At 38.0% G+C, this 17,095-nt stretch carries 18 protein-coding genes; 7 read left to right on the top strand and 11 right to left on the bottom strand.

Going from position 1 to position 17,095, the window contains the following annotated elements; genetic code table 11:
* Window positions 1-38: 38 nt before the first annotated feature.
* The 6 genes from GUU89_RS13030 to GUU89_RS13005 form a co-directional block, all read right to left on the bottom strand.
* Complete coding sequence (locus GUU89_RS13030; protein ID WP_162128326.1) at window positions 39-581, bottom strand: hypothetical protein; 543 nt, start codon at window positions 579-581, stop codon at window positions 39-41.
* Between the two features lie 37 nt (window positions 582-618).
* The gene (locus GUU89_RS13025) at window positions 619-771 is read right to left on the bottom strand and encodes a lmo0937 family membrane protein (RefSeq protein ID WP_162128325.1); all 153 of its coding nucleotides are present in this window, start codon (window positions 769-771) and stop codon (window positions 619-621) included.
* A 29-nt stretch (window positions 772-800) separates the two neighbouring features.
* Window positions 801-1,220 (bottom strand): hypothetical protein, encoded by a 420-nt coding sequence (locus GUU89_RS13020; protein WP_162128324.1) that lies wholly within the window; start codon window positions 1,218-1,220, stop codon window positions 801-803.
* Window positions 1,221-1,413: 193 nt separating this feature from the next.
* On the bottom strand, window positions 1,414-3,204 hold the full coding sequence (locus GUU89_RS13015) for a CHASE3 domain-containing protein (protein ID WP_162128323.1): 1,791 nt from the start codon (window positions 3,202-3,204) through the stop codon (window positions 1,414-1,416).
* A 5-nt stretch (window positions 3,205-3,209) separates the two neighbouring features.
* Complete coding sequence (locus tag GUU89_RS13010) at window positions 3,210-3,656, bottom strand: response regulator (RefSeq protein WP_162128322.1); 447 nt, start codon at window positions 3,654-3,656, stop codon at window positions 3,210-3,212.
* A 5-nt stretch (window positions 3,657-3,661) separates the two neighbouring features.
* The gene (locus GUU89_RS13005) at window positions 3,662-4,219 is read right to left on the bottom strand and encodes a helix-turn-helix domain-containing protein (protein ID WP_162128321.1); all 558 of its coding nucleotides are present in this window, start codon (window positions 4,217-4,219) and stop codon (window positions 3,662-3,664) included.
* Window positions 4,220-4,477: 258 nt separating this feature from the next.
* On the opposite strand from GUU89_RS13005, the gene pyrF reads away from it, so the two are divergent.
* Both pyrF and GUU89_RS12995 read left to right on the top strand, forming a co-directional pair.
* Window positions 4,478-5,293, top strand: a complete 816-nt coding sequence (gene pyrF / locus GUU89_RS13000; RefSeq protein ID WP_162128320.1) for an orotidine-5'-phosphate decarboxylase — start codon at window positions 4,478-4,480, stop codon at window positions 5,291-5,293.
* Window positions 5,294-5,298: 5 nt separating this feature from the next.
* Window positions 5,299-6,138 (top strand): ABC transporter substrate-binding protein, encoded by an 840-nt coding sequence (locus GUU89_RS12995; protein WP_162128319.1) that lies wholly within the window; start codon window positions 5,299-5,301, stop codon window positions 6,136-6,138.
* Window positions 6,139-6,294: 156 nt separating this feature from the next.
* Here GUU89_RS12995 and GUU89_RS12990 read toward each other — a convergent pair whose 3' ends face one another.
* A complete protein-coding gene (locus tag GUU89_RS12990) occupies window positions 6,295-7,014 on the bottom strand; it encodes a DUF4197 domain-containing protein (RefSeq protein ID WP_162128318.1) in 720 nt (239 codons plus the stop codon).
* Window positions 7,015-7,163: 149 nt separating this feature from the next.
* Between GUU89_RS12990 and GUU89_RS12985 the strand changes: the two genes are divergently transcribed.
* Window positions 7,164-10,589, top strand: a complete 3,426-nt coding sequence (locus tag GUU89_RS12985; RefSeq protein ID WP_162128317.1) for a methylmalonyl-CoA mutase family protein — start codon at window positions 7,164-7,166, stop codon at window positions 10,587-10,589.
* A 55-nt stretch (window positions 10,590-10,644) separates the two neighbouring features.
* Here GUU89_RS12985 and GUU89_RS12980 read toward each other — a convergent pair whose 3' ends face one another.
* The gene (locus GUU89_RS12980) at window positions 10,645-12,501 is read right to left on the bottom strand and encodes a mucoidy inhibitor MuiA family protein (protein ID WP_162128316.1); all 1,857 of its coding nucleotides are present in this window, start codon (window positions 12,499-12,501) and stop codon (window positions 10,645-10,647) included.
* A gap of 142 nt (window positions 12,502-12,643) precedes the next feature.
* Here GUU89_RS12980 and GUU89_RS12975 point away from each other — a divergent pair, with 142 nt between their 5' ends.
* A complete protein-coding gene (locus GUU89_RS12975; RefSeq protein ID WP_162128315.1) occupies window positions 12,644-13,117 on the top strand; it encodes a GyrI-like domain-containing protein in 474 nt (157 codons plus the stop codon).
* A gap of 264 nt (window positions 13,118-13,381) precedes the next feature.
* Here the strand turns inward: GUU89_RS12975 and GUU89_RS12970 are convergent, their stop codons facing one another.
* Window positions 13,382-13,777, bottom strand: a complete 396-nt coding sequence (locus tag GUU89_RS12970) for a YchJ family protein (RefSeq protein WP_235922048.1) — start codon at window positions 13,775-13,777, stop codon at window positions 13,382-13,384.
* Window positions 13,755-13,901 carry a hypothetical protein gene (locus tag GUU89_RS14830; RefSeq protein ID WP_202924460.1) on the bottom strand — a complete coding sequence of 49 codons (147 nt, stop codon included), beginning with the start codon at window positions 13,899-13,901 and terminating at the stop codon, window positions 13,755-13,757. The genes GUU89_RS12970 and GUU89_RS14830 overlap by 23 nt, the downstream gene beginning before the upstream one ends.
* Before the next feature lie 158 nt (window positions 13,902-14,059).
* Here GUU89_RS14830 and GUU89_RS12965 point away from each other — a divergent pair, with 158 nt between their 5' ends.
* Together GUU89_RS12965 and GUU89_RS12960 are read left to right on the top strand one after the other, a co-directional pair.
* The gene (locus GUU89_RS12965) at window positions 14,060-14,581 is read left to right on the top strand and encodes a hypothetical protein (protein WP_162128314.1); all 522 of its coding nucleotides are present in this window, start codon (window positions 14,060-14,062) and stop codon (window positions 14,579-14,581) included.
* Between the two features lie 233 nt (window positions 14,582-14,814).
* A complete protein-coding gene (locus GUU89_RS12960; protein ID WP_162128313.1) occupies window positions 14,815-15,837 on the top strand; it encodes a serine hydrolase in 1,023 nt (340 codons plus the stop codon).
* 51 nt (window positions 15,838-15,888) lie between these two features.
* On the opposite strand, the gene GUU89_RS12955 is transcribed toward GUU89_RS12960, so the two are convergent.
* A complete protein-coding gene (locus tag GUU89_RS12955; RefSeq protein WP_162128312.1) occupies window positions 15,889-16,545 on the bottom strand; it encodes an endonuclease III domain-containing protein in 657 nt (218 codons plus the stop codon).
* Window positions 16,546-16,591: 46 nt separating this feature from the next.
* Here GUU89_RS12955 and bcp point away from each other — a divergent pair, with 46 nt between their 5' ends.
* Window positions 16,592-17,044, top strand: coding sequence for a thioredoxin-dependent thiol peroxidase (gene bcp / locus GUU89_RS12950; protein WP_162128311.1), 453 nt, complete (start codon window positions 16,592-16,594; stop codon window positions 17,042-17,044).
* The last annotated feature ends 51 nt before the right edge of the window (window positions 17,045-17,095 follow it).

Here is a 17,095-nt window from a genome sequence, read left to right as displayed (position 1 = left end):
CTAACGTACTGTTAGCCCTTTTTTCTTGCTCATCAAATTTAAAGTCTAAATCCGTAAGCCAATCTCAAAGCAATTTGTCCCAAACCTGTTCCTTCGGTATCATTAGATTTTAGTATTGGAAAGTCATTGTAATGTTCGTAGCGCAAACTAATATCAATCGCATCAGTAGCATAACCAATTCCCGGACTCAAGAGTAATGATGTTTTGTCATAGCCATTGGTTACAGCAAAGGCAGCACCGGCTTCGGCCAACAAATACAATTTATCTTTTAAAACAAAAGCTTTAAAACCTCCCTTTACCGGAATGTATCCCAAATCATTGTCCGGTCCGCTGACAAAGAAATTATTGAAACCGGTCGTGAAGGTCAATGAATATCTGGTTGATAAATCATACTGAATTCTCACATCACCTCCCACATTAAATTTATAAGGATCTTGGAGCGGAAGACCGCCACTAACACCAAATCCCAAACGAAAACCCTGATCGTAATTCTTCTTTTCTGTTTCTTGTGCTATAGTGGTTACTGTACTGAATAAGCACAACAACACCAATTTTAAGGTATGCTTAAAAATAGTTTTCATGGTATTGAATTTAAATGGTTACTAAAGTATTTTTTTTCTATACTTCCTTGCCTTTAATGATTCGAAGCAATATGGCTAATACCGCTATTAATAATAAAATATGAATGATGGAACCTACGTTGTATACCAGGAACCCCAAAAACCAGAGTATCACAAGTACAATGGCTATCGTGTATAATAAATTCTGCATAATAGTTTTTTTGTTTTAGTGTTAACAGTTTATTGTATCAAAGCCGTTTCATTTTCGGCCAGTATTTGTGCGGGTCTTTTAATTCTTCCTTTAGGGTTATAAGGAAACTCTTTGCGGTGGGTTTTGATATAGGTCTGAGGAGCATCTCCATTGGCAATGGTTACCAGTACTCTCTCATTTTTAAAAAGCGAATAGCCACCATAATATAAAGGCAACTCTTCCGATATCACCCATTCTTTATTTAATTGATAGTGATACATCTTTTTTTCAATATCATAATAAACCTGCATGTTGGGAAAGTAATAATACGACTTAACGCTTTTAAGAGTGTTACTGTCAGTCGGGCAATCGGTTGTTTCAGTTGAAACCAAATGGCAAAATCGACTTTCTTGCGGCGTAGCGCTTGTTATAAAAGCGACTAAAAAACAAAGGGTAATATAATTTTTCATGGGGACAATTTTTAATTATTTTATTCCTTTAAGAGGTAGTTATAACTTGCGATATAATACAATACAAAGTTGCGATGCAAGGGATAAAGTTGTGTTACATCAATTTTTCTATTTGTTATACAATTTCCATTACAGGCACAAAAAAATCCTATGGTGTGCATAGGATTTGTTTTTTTATTTAAAATGGAATGGCTTAGCAATCTTCCGAAAGGTAGATGGTAAAGACAGCTCCTTTGTTAGGTTTCCCTTCCGCAAAAATGTAGCCTCGGTGATTTTCAACAATTTTTTTACAAATGGCCAGTCCAATTCCGGTGCCGGCATATTCGTTTTTGTTGTGCAGGCGGTTAAATAGAATAAAGATTTTCTCGGCATATTCCTGCTCAAAACCAATTCCGTTGTCTTCAAAAGTAATTTTACAAAATTTGTCTTTGGTGTTTTTAGGAATTAAAGCCTCCTCAAAAGCACTAACTTTTTGGTAAGTAATCTTAATTTTTGGTTTTACTTTCTCTCGGCTGTATTTCAATGAGTTTCCGATAAGATTAATGAACAACTGCTGAATCTGAAACGGAATAACCGTCATCGTTGGCAAGGTATCGCTTTTTATCGTGGCATTTTTCTCTTCTATAGATTGTGCCAAATCAAACTTCGCATTTTCCAATAAATCATTCAAATTCACTTTCTCAAAAATCTTCTCGGTTTTATTGGCCCGTGAATATTGTAGCAAATCATCAATCAATATGCGCATTCGGTCTACCGAAGCATGAATTCGGGTGATATATTCTTTTCCGTTATCTGTTAGATGCTCGGATTCTTTTTCAGAAAGACGCGAAATAAAAGTTTGAATTTTGCGCAATGGTTCCTGCAAATCATGACTCGCCACATAATTAAAAGCCAAAAGCTCCTTGTTACTGGCTTCGAGCTCTATATTTTGTTGCTCTAATGATAAAGAAGCCAAAACCTCATCCGTCACATCACTAGTGGTGCCAATTAAAATGTTGTTACCAGATTTGTTAGTCACAATTCGACCTGTAGTTCTGAAATAGCGCCGCTGATTGTCTTTCCGAATAACACGATAGGTAAAAGCAGGAAGATCATTCTCTTTCAATCGATTGGAGGTTATGCCTTCAAAATAATGTAAGTCTTCATCATGTACAAATTTTACAAAATCATTCTGACCTTCCTTAAAAGACTGAGGTTCACAACCCAGCAATCGGTAGATGTTGTCCGAAAAAGTATACTCGTCGTTATCAATATTGAATTGCCAACTGCCAAAATTACCCACAATTTCAGCCAAATTGCTGGACTCATTCAATACCGTCAAGCGGTTGTTTGACACTTGCATTTTTTCTAAATCACGGTTAATCCGAATATAAGAAATCGAAATGAGTAGCAGCGTGATTAATAAGGTCACATAAATGAAAACCGGCGTGACTTTGATAGTTTCATTATAACGCTTATCTCTTCCTTTCAGTGCTTTTTTCTCCAAAAGAATCATCTGGTTGATTTGACTGCGAACACTGTCCATGGTTTCTTTTCCAACAAGGAGTTCGCGTTTTAGACTGGGATCGTTTAATGGCTTTTGCAAAGAAAGGTGTAAGGCAATCGAAAGATAGTTTTGCCTCTTGTTGATGTAGAATTGTAATTTTCTAACATTGTCTTCCTGCGCAGGGTCTTTTTTAGTGTATTCTTTGACAATGGTAAAGGAATGGTCTATTTTCTTTTTAGCATTAATATAAGGAACTAAAAAAGTAGAGTCCTTAGTAATTAAAAAACCACGTTGACCGGTTTCCGAATCTTTCAAATAAGAAAATAAACGCTCTAATTCTAAGTTAACATCATAGGAATGTTTTACCCGTCGAGCGGAATCGTTAAGTAAATTGATATGCTTAAAAGTAACAGCCGAAATAAAAAATATAGCAAAAATGGAAACTACAAAAAGGCTTTTTAAGAATATCGGTGATTTATAAAACGAATGGAGTTTCATAGCTTTTATATTCGTAATAAAAAATTATCCTTATTCAATCCCGAGGTATAGTATTGCCAGTTAATAGTGACCACATCCGAAAGGACTTTTTTGAGCGTGGTAAAATCACTCGGCTTTTTGATATAAATATTGGCACCGCTAACAAAGGTTTCCTCTATATGCTCTTCGGAGGATGAAGTAGAGAAAATAGCAATAGCAATGTCATTAAATTTGTCATTTTTCTTTATTTCGTGTAAACATTCAATCCCGTTTTTCTTAGGCATGTTCAAATCGAGAAACAACACATTGGGCAAATCAGCGTCAGGAGAGTTCAAATAATCCATCAATTCCACCCCGTCATTAAAAGTATTAACCCGCGTGTTAATTTTCAATTCCTCAAAGGCATCGGTAAAAAATAATCGGTCGTCCTCGTCGTCGTCAGCCAGAATGATGTGTATATATTCCTTATCCATAAAGTTTATCTTTTATTAGCAATTTCTCTTCTTTTAGCAATGATGCGCTGAAAAGCCGATGGCGTAATGCCGGTTACATTTTTAAACTGAGTGCTCAAATGGGCCACGCTCGAATAATTGAGTTGGAAAGCAATCTCAGTCAAACTCAAATCACTGCTTACAATCAGTTGCTTGGCATATTCAATTTTTTGCAAAATGATATAATTCTCAATAGAGGTATAAGTGACATCCGAAAACAAATTAGACAAATAGCCATAGCTGTGACTCAGCTTTTCGGCAAGATAAACAGAGCTTTTGACATTTACTAATTCTGAGTTGTGAATCATTTCAATAATAGTATCTTTTATTTTTTGAACCAAAATGCTTTTTTGATTCTCTATAATGTCAATGCCGTATTCTTTAAGTTCCTCGGTAAGTTCAGCAAATTTTGCTTCCGAAACTTTCTCCAAGAGTTCTACCTCACCAAAGCCTAATATTCGGTGTTTTATTTGATGTTTGGTAAGCTTTTCTTCCAATACTTTTCGGCAAACAGCATTGAAATCAAATTTAATGAAGATTTTCATAAAAACGAATTTGGGTTTATTACTGGTAAATGTAACAAAAATATTCCATCAAAAAAGCCGTATGGCATACGGCTTTTTCTTTCTCTCTAACCCCAACTTTTTATTATTAGCTAAATGACATGTATGAAGTACTTATCGTTTGCTTTACAAAGATATTTTAGTTCCGGCTCCAACGGGTTACATAATTTTCGGGGAATGTTATAAAATTTGCACATTTCAACTTCTAGTTTGTAACTTTGCGCCACACAACTACTAAAAATGACTACACTACAACTCACACAACAAATCCGCCAAAAACAATCCTTCCTTTGCATCGGTCTCGATGTCGATTTGACCAAAATCCCACAGCATCTGCTGCAACTGGAAGACCCGATTTTCGAATTCAACAAAGCCATAATTGACGCCACGCATGATTTATGTGTAGCCTTTAAACCCAACACAGCTTTCTATGAAGCTTATGGTCTAAAAGGTTGGCAATCCTTGCAAAAAACCATTGAATACCTCAATACTAAACATCCCGAAATATTCACCATTGCGGATGCCAAGCGAGGCGATATCGGAAATACTTCTGCTATGTATGCCAAAGCGTTTCTGGAGGATTTGAATTTTGACAGCATCACGGTAGCGCCATATATGGGTAAAGATTCTGTCGAACCGTTTCTGGCTTTTGACCACAAGCACACCATCATGCTGGCACTAACGTCCAACGAAGGGGCTTTCGATTTTCAAACCAAAAACGTAGAAGGAGAAGAACTCTATAAAACAGTTATCAAAACCTCCAAAACCTGGAAGAACTCCCAAAACCTGATGTATGTGGTAGGAGCCACTAAAGCCGAATATTTTGCCGAAATCAGGAAAATAATTCCCAATAGTTTTCTCCTAGTGCCCGGACTAGGTGCTCAAGGAGGTAATCTTTATGAGGTTTGCAGTTACGGAATGAATGAGGATATTGGTTTGCTAATCAATTCTTCAAGAGCCATTATTTATGCCGGTAACGGAACTGATTTTGCCGAGAAAGCAAGAGCGGAAGCCCTAAAAGTACAGCAAGAAATGGCTGTCATTATGAAATCCTAATCCACTTGAAAACGTTTACTGACCAACTGGGTATTTCCCATTCTTTTGCCACAACACCCAAACGAATTGTTTCTCTGGTGCCCTCACAAACAGAATTGTTATATGATTTGGGCTTAGAAGAAAGTATCATCGGAATTACCAAGTTTTGTGTGCACCCGTTTCATTTCAAATTAACCAAAAAGATAGTCGGCGGAACCAAAAAAGTACACTACGAGAAAATCCGCTTGCTGCAACCCGATATCATCATTGCCAACAAAGAGGAGAATACACCCGAAATAGTAGAGGAGTTGTCCAAAATTTGTCCGGTTTGGGTAACCAATATTATTTCTATTGAAGACAATCAACAAATGATAGCCGATTTTGGGGTGTTGTTCAATAAGCGTACAGAAGCCCAAAAATGGATTGACAAAATCAATTTTGCCTTAGCCGATTTCCAACAATTCATCAAAGATAAACCCATCAATAAAGTAGCCTATTTTATTTGGGCCAATCCTTATATGGTGGCAGGAGGCGATACGTTTATCAACGAATTATTGAAGTTAAACAAATTCGAAAATATCTACGAAAACAACGACACCCGAGGCGGAGCCGAACGGAGCGTAGCTAAATACAAAGGTAGGTATCCCGAAGTAATCATCCAGAAAATGCGAATACAAGGCGATCCTGATTTGGTGTTGCTGTCTTCAGAACCTTTTCCGTTCAATGATGAGCATGCCTTTGAACTAGGGCGTTATACGCATCACGCCAAAACCATTTTTGTAGATGGTGAAATGTTTTCCTGGTATGGTAGTCGCTTACTGAAAGCTTTCGCGTACTTCAAAAAAATCCATCAAAGTATTATATAAAAAATGCCGGAGCTCTAAGACACCGGCATTTTTAAACTAACCCTAACCAAAATAATAAAAAACCAAATTTATTACACTACAAAGATACAGCGGGAATTTAGCTTCTGATGTTAAGGTTATGTTATACTTATGTTATTGATTTCTAAAAATTTGAAGCTATTTTTTGTCCTGCATCGCAAACACTTTTTGCAACAAGGTTGATGTTCTCGAACTTAAGTTGGTTCGGATGTTTTTTTCCTCTACCGCTATCATTTTATACACGCCTTCCAAAGCTTTGTTGGTAGTATAATCAGTCAAATCAGGATTCACTTTTTTTACCAATGGCAGACTGTTGTATTTGGTAATAATGTTGGTCCAAACTTTATCTGCTCCCACTTTGGCAAACGAATTTTTAATCACCGGATTAAATTTGGCATAAAGCGGACTAGTGGTAGTAGTTTGCAAATAAGTCGTGGCCGAACTCTCATTCCCCATCAAAATACCTTTGGCATCATTAAAACTCATGTTTTTTACTGCATCTACAAATATCGGAGTCGCTTCTTTAGTAGCGTCTTCGGCAGCTCGGTTCAACATTTTGATACCGTCATCGGCCAAGGAACTCAAACCTACTTTTCGTAAGGCTTTGTCAACTTTCTGCAATTCTTCAGGCAATAAAATCTTAACCATTTCATTTTTGTAAAAACCGTCAACAGCAGTCAACTTGGTAACTTGTTTAGAAATACCGTTGTTCAGTGCTTCTTTTAATCCGCCGGCAATGTCAATCGGGCCATTCGGATTTAATTCAGGAAACTGATTGGCCATTTGCTGCATTTCGGCACAACTCAACAAAACAAAGGATAAGGCAAAGCCAAATGTAATAGATAGGAACTTTTTCATAAGATAAATAGTTAAAGGTCAAAGGTAAAAAATGCTTTATAGCACCGTGTTAATTTTTGCCTAAACTTCCCAAAAATTATGCCAAGGGTGTGCCTAATAATTTTTATTTATTCCGTAAATTGCGGCACTAAAATTATCATATCCGCAATATGGAACCACAAATCCCTTATATTCCAAAAAATAAAGTCCGAATTGTAACTGCCGCTTCTCTTTTTGACGGTCACGATGCCGCTATCAACATCATGCGACGTATCATTCAAGCCACCGGTGTCGAAGTAATTCACTTAGGCCACGACCGTAGTGTTGAAGAGGTAGTAAATACTGCTATACAAGAAGATGCCAATGCCATTGCCATGACTTCCTACCAAGGAGGACACAATGAGTATTTCAAATACATGCACGATTTATTAAAGGAAAAAGGCGCCGGTCACATCAAGATTTTTGGCGGAGGCGGAGGGGTTATCCTGCCTTCTGAGATTTCAGAACTACACGAATACGGAATCACCCGCATCTATTCTCCGGATGACGGTCGCGCCATGGGATTACAAGGCATGATTAACGACTTGGTAATGCAATCCGATTACCCGGTAGGCGATGCTTTGAATGGTGAAATCAACCATCTGGAAGAAAAGAATCCAACAGCCATTGCCCGCGTCATTTCAGCAGCTGAGAATTTCCCCGATATAGCCAAAGATACTCTCGAGGCAATCCACAAGAAAAATGAAACTACTCATATCCCTGTTTTAGGAATCACCGGAACGGGTGGAGCAGGTAAATCGTCTTTGGTAGATGAATTGGTCAGAAGATTTCTAATCGATTTCCCAGAAAAAACTATCGGATTAATATCCGTTGACCCGTCAAAACGTAAGACTGGAGGGGCTTTGCTGGGTGACCGTATTCGTATGAACGCTATCAATAACCCTAGAGTTTACATGCGTTCGTTGGCAACCCGTCAATCCAATTTGGCCTTGTCTAAATATGTAAACGAAGCCATTCAGGTCTTGAAAGCAGCGAAGTATGACATCATCATACTGGAAACTTCAGGGATTGGTCAAAGTGATACCGAAATCATGGACCATTCGGATGTTTCGTTATATGTAATGACACCCGAGTTTGGTGCGGCCACCCAATTAGAAAAAATTGATATGTTGGATTTTGCCGATTTGGTAGCCCTAAACAAATTCGATAAACGCGGTGCGTTAGATGCCCTGCGCGATGTGAAAAAGCAATACCAACGCAACCATAATTTGTGGGACGTCAATCCGGATGAGATGCCGGTATTCGGTACCATCGCCTCGCAGTTCAACGACCCGGGCATGAACACGCTCTACAAAAGAATCATGGATAAAGTAGTGGAGAAAACGGGAGCCGATTTAAAATCGACCTTCGAAATCACCCGCGAAATGAGCGAAAAGATATTCGTAATTCCACCCCACAGAACACGCTATTTATCCGAAATTGCCGAGAACAATCGCAAGTACGATGAAACAGTTTTAACACAAGTTGAGGTAGCTCAAAAGTTATACGGCATCTACAAAACCATCGAGTCGGTAAACAAAAAATCGATTAAGATTGACAGAGCTGGAATTGATACTAACAGTTTAAACCCTAGTAGTGATAACAAAGAATTCTTAAACTTATTAGTTAAAGAATTTGACCGCGTTAAAATGAACTTAGATCCGTTTAATTGGGAAGTAATTCTCACTTGGAACGACAAAGTAAACAAATATAAAAATCCGGTATACAGCTTTAAAGTGCGCGACAAGGAAATCAAAATCCAAACCCACACCGAAAGTTTATCCCACAGCCAAATCCCAAAGGTAGCCTTACCCAAATACCAAGCTTGGGGCGACATCCTGAAATGGAACTTACAGGAAAACGTACCGGGTGAATTCCCGTTTGCGTCCGGACTATATCCGTTCAAACGCGAAGGCGAAGACCCATCTCGTATGTTTGCCGGTGAAGGCGGACCGGAAAGAACCAACAAGCGTTTCCACTATGTAAGCGCCGGGTTACCCGCTAAACGTTTGTCTACGGCTTTCGATAGTGTGACCTTATACGGTAACGACCCTGATTTGCGTCCGGATATTTACGGTAAAATCGGAAACGCCGGAGTGTCAATCTGCTGTCTAGACGATGCCAAGAAATTATATTCCGGTTTCGATTTAACACATCCAATGACTTCGGTATCCATGACCATCAACGGGCCGGCTCCTATGTTGTTAGGGTTCTTTATGAATGCCGCCATCGACCAAAACTGTGAAAAGTACATCATAGAGAACAACCTGCAAGTAGAGGTTGAAGAAAAAATCAATGAAATCTTCAAAAAGAAAGGTTTAGCTCGTCCAAAATACAACGGTGAACTACCACACGGTAACAATGGTCTAGGCTTGATGTTATTGGGAGTTACCGGTGACCAAGTGCTGCCACTTGATGTGTACCAAGATATTAAAGTAAAGACGTTAACCCAAGTTCGTGGTACCGTACAAGCAGATATTTTAAAAGAAGACCAAGCACAAAATACGTGTATCTTCTCAACCGAATTCGCACTCCGTTTAATGGGTGACGTACAAGAATATTTTATCGATAAGAATGTGCGTAATTTCTATTCGGTGTCTATCTCCGGCTACCACATTGCTGAGGCTGGAGCTAACCCGATTACACAGTTGGCGTTTACCTTGGCTAACGGGTTCACTTATGTGGAATACTATTTAAGCCGTGGCATGAACATCAACGACTTCGGGCCCAACTTATCATTCTTTTTCTCCAATGGTATCGATCCGGAGTATGCCGTAATTGGTCGTGTAGCACGTAAGATTTGGGCCAAAGCCATGAAAAACAAATACAACGCCAACGAAAGAGCTCAGATGTTGAAATACCACATCCAAACCTCAGGACGCTCGTTGCATGCGCAGGAAATCGATTTTAATGATATCCGTACCACGTTACAAGCGTTGTACGCCATTTATGATAACTGTAATTCGCTACACACCAATGCGTATGACGAAGCCATTACAACGCCAACTGAGGAATCAGTTCGTCGAGCCATGGCTATACAGTTAATTATCAACAAAGAATTAGGGTTAGCCAAAAACGAAAACCCAATACAAGGATCATTTATCATAGAGGAGTTGACCGACTTAGTAGAAGATGCCGTACTACAGGAATTCGACCGTATCACAGAACGTGGCGGTGTATTAGGCGCTATGGAAACCATGTACCAAAGAAGTAAAATTCAAGAGGAAAGTTTGTACTACGAAACCCTGAAACATACCGGAGAATTTCCAATCATTGGGGTTAATACGTTCCTGAGTTCAAAAGGCTCACCAACCGTTTTACCGGCCGAAGTAATTCGCGCAACCGAAGAAGAAAAACAAGAACAAATCAAAACATTACACAACTTACATAAAGCTTATCAGGACAAAGAAGATGAGCAAATTGCTGCACTGCAAAATGCGGCCATCAACAACGAAAACATCTTTGAAGTATTGATGGATGCCACCAAGTATTGCTCCCTCGGGCAAATAACAGCCGGACTGTTTGAAGTAGGAGGACAGTACAGAAGAAATATGTAATCAGAGTGTCAATTACAGATAATAAAAAACCTCACATCACTGTGAGGTTTTTTATTTACAAATTTATCTTTTTATTTTTGGGATATTTGACTTGATAGGCCAATTGCTTTTTTAGGGCTTGTTTTGGACTTAGCGTTACTTGCCAGTATAATATACCCGTTTTTTCATCGTAAGTTGCTCCATCTGTATTTTCTTTCTCTACTTTGATTTCTTTGTTTTCACTTATTGGAATTCTATCATAAATCTTTACCGCAACATCAGTTGATTTATTATTTCTTAATGTTATTTCGTAGTTACGGTCTATAATTCTTGTGCCTCCCAAAAACGACTTGTCTTTAGTGTTGTTTAATTGTTTGCGCTCAATGATTAAATTACTGTCAACACCCATAGAGATAACCAATTCTTCTTCGGTCTGATAAGGATTGATATAGGTAGTTCCGGCATAGCTTCCTTCAGTATAAATGCTGGCATCGCCTGGTAATAAATCATATTTGTTCCAATCTTTTACTTTGGCAGTTAAGAATACATTTTCACTTAGTACAGGAGCTGAATAATATTCAAACTCAGCTGGAATCGTGAAATTGTCTATCTCTATAATAGACGGTGTGTCAAGCGAAGGTATAGTGTAGTTCTTTTTGATTTTAAAGGAAACCGTATTCATAATAATTTCTTTTTCATCTCCTGTTCCGGTAATCATATCTTCTTGTTTAACTTCATCATCTTCTGTACGGTCAGCCTTTTTAGCATAGCCCGTGATAACTACACTTTCCAGTAAAACGGCACTGTCTTTCATCGCTACATTAATAGTACTGCTGTATACGGGCAAGGTGATACTTTCCATACCTACAAAACTGTATTCCAATTCTTTCCCATTAGCAACCTTTAAAGTATACCTTCCGTTAAAATCGGTTTGCGTACCGGTATTGGTGCCTTTCAAAATTACGTTCACCCCCGGGATTGGCCCTGATTTATCAGTAACTATGCCGCTTACTTCTTTTACCATTGGGTTGTAGGTATAATTTTGTCTTTCTTTATCTTTAAAGTCTTGATAAGTATACGGATTCACAAAGTTCAAGTATTGTGGCTCTAATTTAGGTTTGTCATTGGTGTAATTTGGATTTCCGGTAGATAATATCAGTTTCACATCATTCCAATCATCACCGGTATTTTGGTAAACTTGTGCTTTATAGGCAAACTGCAGAGCATCTTTAGAGTTTTTGGCTTTGATTTCATAGAAAGGTGTCCAGCCGGCATTAGTTACGATGTATTTCAATAGTATATTCAATGCAGTAGTCTCACCATTATTGTCCAGTTTCACAATAATTTCTCCTTTTTGCTCATAGGCATCTCGGGTCATTTTTTGAAACTCTTGTTGCATGGCTGATAAATCAGAATTCAATACTATTATTTTCTGATTCGTATCATAAATCTCCATTTTAATAACCGGAATGCGTTCTCTGTAATGTTTAGAGTGTGATAAAATTTTCTCCAGTGAAACCGCTTGTTGGCTACTGCTCAAGTTTTTATTCAATGATAAAATAGACTCCTCTTCTTCAAGCCCTTTAATAGTATTCTGCAAAATTGCTATTTCACGCTGCTTAACACTAATTTGTGTACTTAAGCTTTTTATTTTTTCGGATAGTTCTCTTTTCGGAAAAAAATTTACTTCATATCCTATAGACAGTATCGATACATCTTTCAAACCACTCAGTTGAATTGTGTTTTGAATTATAAACTGTGATACATCGGTTATTCTGAGGATTGTATTACCTTTAGGAATACTAACCGAAACATCCGAAGTAATTTGAGCACCATTGGTATATACAAGTACCTCCTTCGGTGTCGCTTTTGTTTTTATATCTGTGGCAAAAACAGCACTAGAACAAAAGAGAAATAAAATAATTTTTTTCATAAATAACATAATTAAGTAAAGCTCTCAATATATCCAAAGATATAAAAACAATTGGTAATTTCTTATATTTACTCAAGGACTATCAACAGTTGATTAATCAAAATATTATTTTTGATATGTTTGTTATAGATTGACACATGCTATGAAACCAATAATCAAATCCCACCCCGCCACAACCCTAATCGGTAAAAGCCAAACCATGACCTTTGCCAATGATTTGTCCGTTGCTATGTGGCAAAGCTTTATGCCGCGCCGCCACGAAATAACCAATAGGCTGGGGGAAGAGTTATACAGCGCGCAGGTATATCCCATCAACTTTGATTTTGGAATGCATACCCAGTTTACCAAATGGGCCTCCGTACCGGTAAACCCAAACACTACTGTTCCTCAGGGTATGGAAATGCTGCTCATCCCCGAAGGGTTATATGCCGTGTTTTGCTACAAAGGCATTCCAGCCAACGCTGAACCGTTCTTCCGGTCTATTTTTACTGAGTGGCTACCGGCTTCGAGCTATAGCTTAGACCACCGCCCGCATTTTGAAATCCTCGGCGCTAAGTACCAACACAACAGCCCCGATTCAGAAGAAGAAGTATGGATTCCGATCAAGTCCAAGTAACCGTTTTTTACCATAGCTTCTACTTAGTCTCTAGATTGCCTCTAGATTGCCTCTAGATTGCTTCTAGATTGCCTCTAGATTGCTTCTAGATTGCTTCTAGATTGCCGCTAGAGTGCCACAAAGTGCCATAACGATACCAACAGAGTGCCATACATTGCCATAACAAGGCTATAAACTAGGCAATGACACTACCTTTTCTTTTTGTTTTTTCAAGCGGAAAATGACAATGAGGTATACTACTACTGGTGCAGAAATTTTAATAGGCTAATAACGCCCATCCACATAATACCAACTCCCGTTTTCAAAAACAAAAGTAGAATGCTCATGGTGAATTTGAGCCTGCAAGCGATCATCTAAATAATAGGCTTTAAAAGTTACGGTAGTTTCAGTAACCGCAAGTACTTCCAATTTAACCCATTGGTTGCTTTTACTCCAGGCTAGAATATCCGCTTTCTTATGAAATTTTCGGGTAGATAGGTGAGTGGTAGCCACCAAATAATCAGCCGCTCCTGTAGCATAAGCACTATAACGGGAGCGCATTAAAGCTTCAGCCGTAGGCGCTTTTTCAGTGCCAATTATATAAGGCTGGCAACAATCTTCAAAAGAACGGGAAGAACCACAATAACAACTGCCCATACTACTGAGATGTGTTACCTTCATTAAACTTTTTCATAATGGCTTTGAGTTTTTCAGCACGTTCAGCCTTTTGAGCCTTAGCTTTGTCCTGTGCTTTGTGAAGTTTATCATTATGAGCTTTAATATTTTTCGGATTGTTTCTTCCCATTGAAAAAAAATGAAGTTAAGTTAAAAGGCATATTCCCACTGTCCGTAAGGGATTATCAAAGATAATGATATTTTGATTGTGCAAAAGTTATGTTAAAAACAATTTTTGGCACAGCTATTGAATAGAACTTTACAACAGTAACATTAAAAGTAAAAACCATGAAAAATTTGACCATAATTGTAGCCTTTATCGGGATGATAACGTTACAGAGTTGCTCTACCAATAACGATCCGGCACCAATTGTCGACAATGACACCATCAGTGAAGTATTTGAATACGGCAACGTAAACTTTACCACCGGCAACGGATTCAGTCAAATATTAACCTATCCACACCAAATTTACACTTCGGATATGGTTCTAGTATACCGTTTATCAGGAATCTTCCAAGGCGAAGACATCTGGAAACTCCAACCGGAAACCTTCTTCTTTGATGATGGGACCCTGGACTTCGAATACAACTTTGATTTCACCCGTTTTGATACTAATGTGTATATGGATGGATTTGATTTAGCCAATGTATCAACGTCATACCGATTAGGACAAGTATTCAGGGTAGTAATAGTGCCGGGCTATTTCGGAAACAAACAAAGCAGTGCCAACAAAGTTAACTTCAACGATTACAATGCCGTGATAAAAGCATACCATATCGATGAAACTAAGATCATAAAAGTACAGTAACCTCAATTTTTATTTTAAAAAAGCAGACTTTCGTCTGCTTTTTTGTAGGGTAAAATCATTTTTAACTGTCTTGTGATAAGTATACTATTATTTTTCTTTTATAGAGAATAGTTATAATCCGTAGCATTATGTTAAAATCGGTGAACTACATAAAAATTGAGGTTATTTCTGTTAATTTCTTAGAAAAGAATGATTAATTTTGCGCATTATTTAATGAGTAACCCCCCAATAAAATGATTTCCTTTAAAAACAAAAGATTTTCACTCCTACACGCCATTGTTTTTGCAGCACTGATTGCCATGCTTACGTTTAGCTTAACCAGCTTCTGGAAAGAGCGTCAGTTTGCAGCCAAGATGACTGTTTCGCCTACATTTTCGTGTAACTACAATGTAAAAAGAATGGATGGCTTTAAATACATCAAGCCATTAATGTTTGTAGATGAAGAATGCGAATCAGATGCTCTAATGGGCATCAAACAAAAAATTTCCGGCATCATAGATACTTATAAAACCGCTGGTGATTTGACCAATGCTTCGGTTTATTTAAGAGAATATGGTCATAACGAATGGATGTGTATCAATGAAAAGGATAAATTTGATCCGGGTTCTTTATTCAAAGTGCCGGTACTTATTGCTATTCTGAAAACCGCAGAAGACAACCCGGGCTTTCTTAATAAGTCAATTACCTATAACAAAAAAGTAAACACCGGAAAAACAATCGCTTTTGCTTCTAAAACCATTCAGCTAGGTCAATCCTATACAGTGAGAGAATTATTAACTTACATGATAAAATACTCTGATAATAATGCTACCATTTTATTAGAAGAAAACCTTAATCCAAAAGTATTGCAGAAACTTTTTGCTGTTGTTGGGTTAGAAGTACCTAATATATATGCAGCTCAATACCAATTTACTACCAAAGAGTACTCTTATTTCATGAGAGCTATCTACAATGCAGGGTATTTGTCAGCAGACGATTCTGAATTTGCAGGGCAACTGCTTACAGAATGCGATTTCAAAGACGGTATAGTAAGAGGGTTACCGGCTGGTACTAAATTAGCTCACAAGTTTGGAGAGTCAGGCAGTCAAAATGAAAAACAGTTACACGAATCTGCGATTGTTTATTTAAAAAACAAGCCTTATTTGTTAACCGTGATGACAAGAGGTAAAGACAACAAGAAATTATCACAAATAATCGGTGAAATCTCTCAGGCTGTTTATACTGACATGCTCAATGAGGCCAATGCAACATTATAATTTTAATCAAATACAATACTATAAAGCCTTGTCTATTCCGACAAGGCTTTTTTATTTCTTCGTTTTATAGTATTCCTCTAAAACCGACTTCCGACCAATTGTCTTGGTAATGATATCTTTTTCCAAATCCCATCCGCGTGCCTGCGAATATTCTCTGCCATACCATATAATCTGCAGGTGTAAATCATTCCACAAATCTCTCGGAAAAATAGCTTTGGCATCTTTCTCCGTTTGTTGCACATTCTTCCCATCAGATAAATTCCATCGATACATCAATCGGTGAATATGCGTATCTACAGGAAAAGCCGGAACACCAAACGCTTGCGACATAACCACACTGGCAGTCTTATGCCCAACGGCAGGTAATTCTTCTAAGGCTTCAAAGCTTTGCGGAACCTGACCATTATGTTTTTCAATTAATATGTTGGATAACCCGTGTATGCCTTTTGATTTCATAGGCGATAAACCACAAGGGCGAATGATTTCCTTAATTTCTTCCACCGAAAGCTTAACCATGTCATACGGATTGTCTGCTTTGGCAAAGAGGAGAGGGGTTATTTGATTCACGCGAACATCAGTACACTGCGCCGAAAGAAGCACGGCAATCAACAAAGTATAGGCGTCTTTATGGTCTAACGGAATGGGAATCTCAGGGTAGTATTCTTTTAACGTATTTATAACAAACGTTGCACGTTCTGGTTTGGTCATTTTCTCTAAATTTGAATGTAAATTTATAAAACTTATACCTCATAACATGACAACATTACAAAAAGGAGATAAAGCACCTCAATTTTCAGGAAAAGACCAAGACAGTAACCTGCACACACTAGCCGATTATAAAGGAAAGAAACTGGTGGTCTTCTTTTATCCCAAAGCAGATACACCGGGTTGCACCGCCGAAGCTTGTGATTTAAGAGATAATTTTGAAAGATTCAAAGCCAATAATTACGAGCTCTTAGGAGTAAGTGCTGATAGTGCCAAAGCGCAAACCAAATTCAAAAACAAATTCGACTTTCCTTTCCCGCTACTGGCCGACGAAGACAAATCGGTTATAACAGCCTTCGGAGTCTGGGGACCAAAGAAATTCATGGGAAGAGAATTTGACGGAATACACAGAACTACCTTTGTCATTAATGAAGAGGGTATTATTGATGAGGTCATCTTAAATGTGAAAACCAAAGAGCATGCCGCTCAGATTTTAAAATAAAGTCCAATAAAAAAGCCAAGAGGTATCTCTTGGCTTTTTTGTTTTAGGTGC

Source organism: Flavobacterium phycosphaerae (assembly GCF_010119235.1).
Classification (GTDB): Bacteria; Bacteroidota; Bacteroidia; order Flavobacteriales; family Flavobacteriaceae; genus Flavobacterium; species Flavobacterium phycosphaerae.
The sequence above is the reverse complement of the archived record's forward strand: the minus strand, read 5'-3'. Positions and strand labels throughout refer to the sequence as shown.

What these genes read in the sequence shown, in the direction of transcription:
- GUU89_RS14830 (WP_202924460.1), bottom strand. Translation starts at nt 13,901, where the DNA reads ATGGGAAGAAACAATCCGAAAAATATTAAAGCTCATAATGATAAACTT.
- GUU89_RS13020 (WP_162128324.1), bottom strand. Translation starts at nt 1,220, where the DNA reads ATGAAAAATTATATTACCCTTTGTTTTTTAGTCGCTTTTATAACAAGC.
- GUU89_RS12975 (WP_162128315.1), top strand. Translation starts at nt 12,644, where the DNA reads ATGAAACCAATAATCAAATCCCACCCCGCCACAACCCTAATCGGTAAA.
- GUU89_RS12980 (WP_162128316.1), bottom strand. Translation starts at nt 12,501, where the DNA reads ATGAAAAAAATTATTTTATTTCTCTTTTGTTCTAGTGCTGTTTTTGCC.
- GUU89_RS13010 (WP_162128322.1), bottom strand. Translation starts at nt 3,656, where the DNA reads ATGGATAAGGAATATATACACATCATTCTGGCTGACGACGACGAGGAC.
- GUU89_RS12955 (WP_162128312.1), bottom strand. Translation starts at nt 16,545, where the DNA reads ATGACCAAACCAGAACGTGCAACGTTTGTTATAAATACGTTAAAAGAA.
- GUU89_RS12965 (WP_162128314.1), top strand. Translation starts at nt 14,060, where the DNA reads ATGAAAAATTTGACCATAATTGTAGCCTTTATCGGGATGATAACGTTA.
- GUU89_RS12960 (WP_162128313.1), top strand. Translation starts at nt 14,815, where the DNA reads ATGATTTCCTTTAAAAACAAAAGATTTTCACTCCTACACGCCATTGTT.
- bcp (WP_162128311.1), top strand. Translation starts at nt 16,592, where the DNA reads ATGACAACATTACAAAAAGGAGATAAAGCACCTCAATTTTCAGGAAAA.
- GUU89_RS12990 (WP_162128318.1), bottom strand. Translation starts at nt 7,014, where the DNA reads ATGAAAAAGTTCCTATCTATTACATTTGGCTTTGCCTTATCCTTTGTT.
- pyrF (WP_162128320.1), top strand. Translation starts at nt 4,478, where the DNA reads ATGACTACACTACAACTCACACAACAAATCCGCCAAAAACAATCCTTC.
- GUU89_RS13030 (WP_162128326.1), bottom strand. Translation starts at nt 581, where the DNA reads ATGAAAACTATTTTTAAGCATACCTTAAAATTGGTGTTGTTGTGCTTA.
- GUU89_RS12970 (WP_235922048.1), bottom strand. Translation starts at nt 13,777, where the DNA reads ATGAAGGTAACACATCTCAGTAGTATGGGCAGTTGTTATTGTGGTTCT.
- GUU89_RS13005 (WP_162128321.1), bottom strand. Translation starts at nt 4,219, where the DNA reads ATGAAAATCTTCATTAAATTTGATTTCAATGCTGTTTGCCGAAAAGTA.
- GUU89_RS12985 (WP_162128317.1), top strand. Translation starts at nt 7,164, where the DNA reads ATGGAACCACAAATCCCTTATATTCCAAAAAATAAAGTCCGAATTGTA.
- GUU89_RS13025 (WP_162128325.1), bottom strand. Translation starts at nt 771, where the DNA reads ATGCAGAATTTATTATACACGATAGCCATTGTACTTGTGATACTCTGG.
- GUU89_RS13015 (WP_162128323.1), bottom strand. Translation starts at nt 3,204, where the DNA reads ATGAAACTCCATTCGTTTTATAAATCACCGATATTCTTAAAAAGCCTT.